The 1,422-nt window shown below is 74.3% G+C and carries 2 protein-coding genes; both read right to left on the bottom strand.

Translation table 11 applies throughout. From position 1 onward, the window contains the following. Positions 1-1,144: glycosyltransferase (locus EQG76_RS17770; protein ID WP_159715724.1), on the bottom strand; the 1,144-nt coding region annotated here is incomplete at its 3' end. Between the two features lie 2 nt (positions 1,145-1,146). Beyond that, positions 1,147-1,422: glycosyltransferase (locus tag EQG76_RS17765; protein WP_159715723.1), on the bottom strand; the 276-nt coding region annotated here is incomplete at its 5' end.

The raw sequence follows: 1,422 nt of genomic DNA, 5'->3' as shown, positions 1-1,422 counted from the left end.
GCGCAACCGTGGCCAGCCGGCCCGGGGTCCGGCCGGCCCAGTGGTCCAGCGGCGCCACGGCCTGGGGCCAGCTCGTCCATTCCTGCATGGCGGCCGGGCGACCGGCACGGCCGCAGGCGTCGCGCAGTGCCGCGGCCAGCCGGTCCGGCCGATCCACCACGATGCCGCCGAAGGCGTGCGCATATTCGGCCACGCCCGGCGTGTCGAGTACCACCACCGGCCGCCCGGTGAGCCCAGCCTCGATCACCACCAGGGGTGCATCCGACACCGTCACCCGGAACGGCAGGAGATGGACGTCGGCGGCAGCGAAGTACCGGCGCATCGCCGAAGCCGCCAGCATCTCGGTCACCACCTCGATGGCGCTGCGGTCCGGCGAGCGCTCGACCCGGGCGAGGAAGCGGCGCATCAGCGCAGGCCGGTCGTCCGGGCGCAGGAGCAGTTGCAGCCTGGCCTCCAGGCCGGCCGCCCTCGCCTCCTCGAACGCGCGCAGCGCCAGGTCGGCGCCGCGCAGCGCCAGCGGCGGGCCGCAATACAGGACCGTCGGGACCGGGGCCCGGGCCTGGGCGGGCACCAGCGGCGGAAGCTCGACTTGCGGGCGGAGTGCCAGCGAGGCGTCGATGCCGATGTCGGCAAAGCGGGCGCGTGCCGCTGCCGAAACGAACACCAGGCCTACAGCCCTGCTATGCCGGAAGCCCCGTCGGATGAGGCCGTCCGGCAGGAGGGCGGCCAGCAGCGCCAGCCGCAGCAGGTGCCACTCCCGCCACAGATCGGCAGCCGGCAGGCGGAGGAAGTCGCGCAGGCGGAAAGGCTGGGCCGCCACGATCGGGAAGACCGACGCTCCCAGGCGCAGGCGCCCGGGCCGGAGCAGTTCGTGGATCCCGATCATCACGAAGATCCGGTCCGGCGCCAGTCGTGCGAGGGCCTCCCGCAGCGCCGGATCGGGCGCATTGCCGGAAAACAGGCCGGGCAGCGCCACGATCCCGAACGGCTCGCCTTCTGGCGGCGAAAGGGCATCGGTCACCAGGGTGACGCGTCGGCCGTGCGCCAGGAGGCCTAGTGCGATGCCGCGCGCGACGTGCCAGGGCTGGCGGCGGACTCGGTCGGCCTCGAAGCCGAAGCAGACGACGACGTCATGACCAGTCATGGTCAGGCGGCCTGGCGCAGCGGCTGCGCGATCATGTCGACGAGCTGCCCGACCATGCGGTCCCAGCCGAGCTGACGCTCGACCGTGCGGCGGGCGATCCGGGCCCTTGCCGCCGCCTCGTCCGGTGCCGAGAGGCAGGTGGCGATCGCATGCGCCAGGGCCTCGGGCGTGCGCTCGACCAGCACGAGCCGGGCCTCCTCGCCCAGCTCGCGGGCGAGGCCCGTGGCGGTGGTGACCAGCGGGGTGCCCAGCGCCATCGCCTCCAGGAGGGTCAGCGG

The sequence above is a fragment of the Geminicoccus flavidas genome, assembly GCF_009806515.1.
Lineage (GTDB): Bacteria > Pseudomonadota > Alphaproteobacteria > Geminicoccales > Geminicoccaceae > Geminicoccus > Geminicoccus flavidus.
This window is presented reverse-complemented; position numbering and strand designations above follow the sequence as displayed.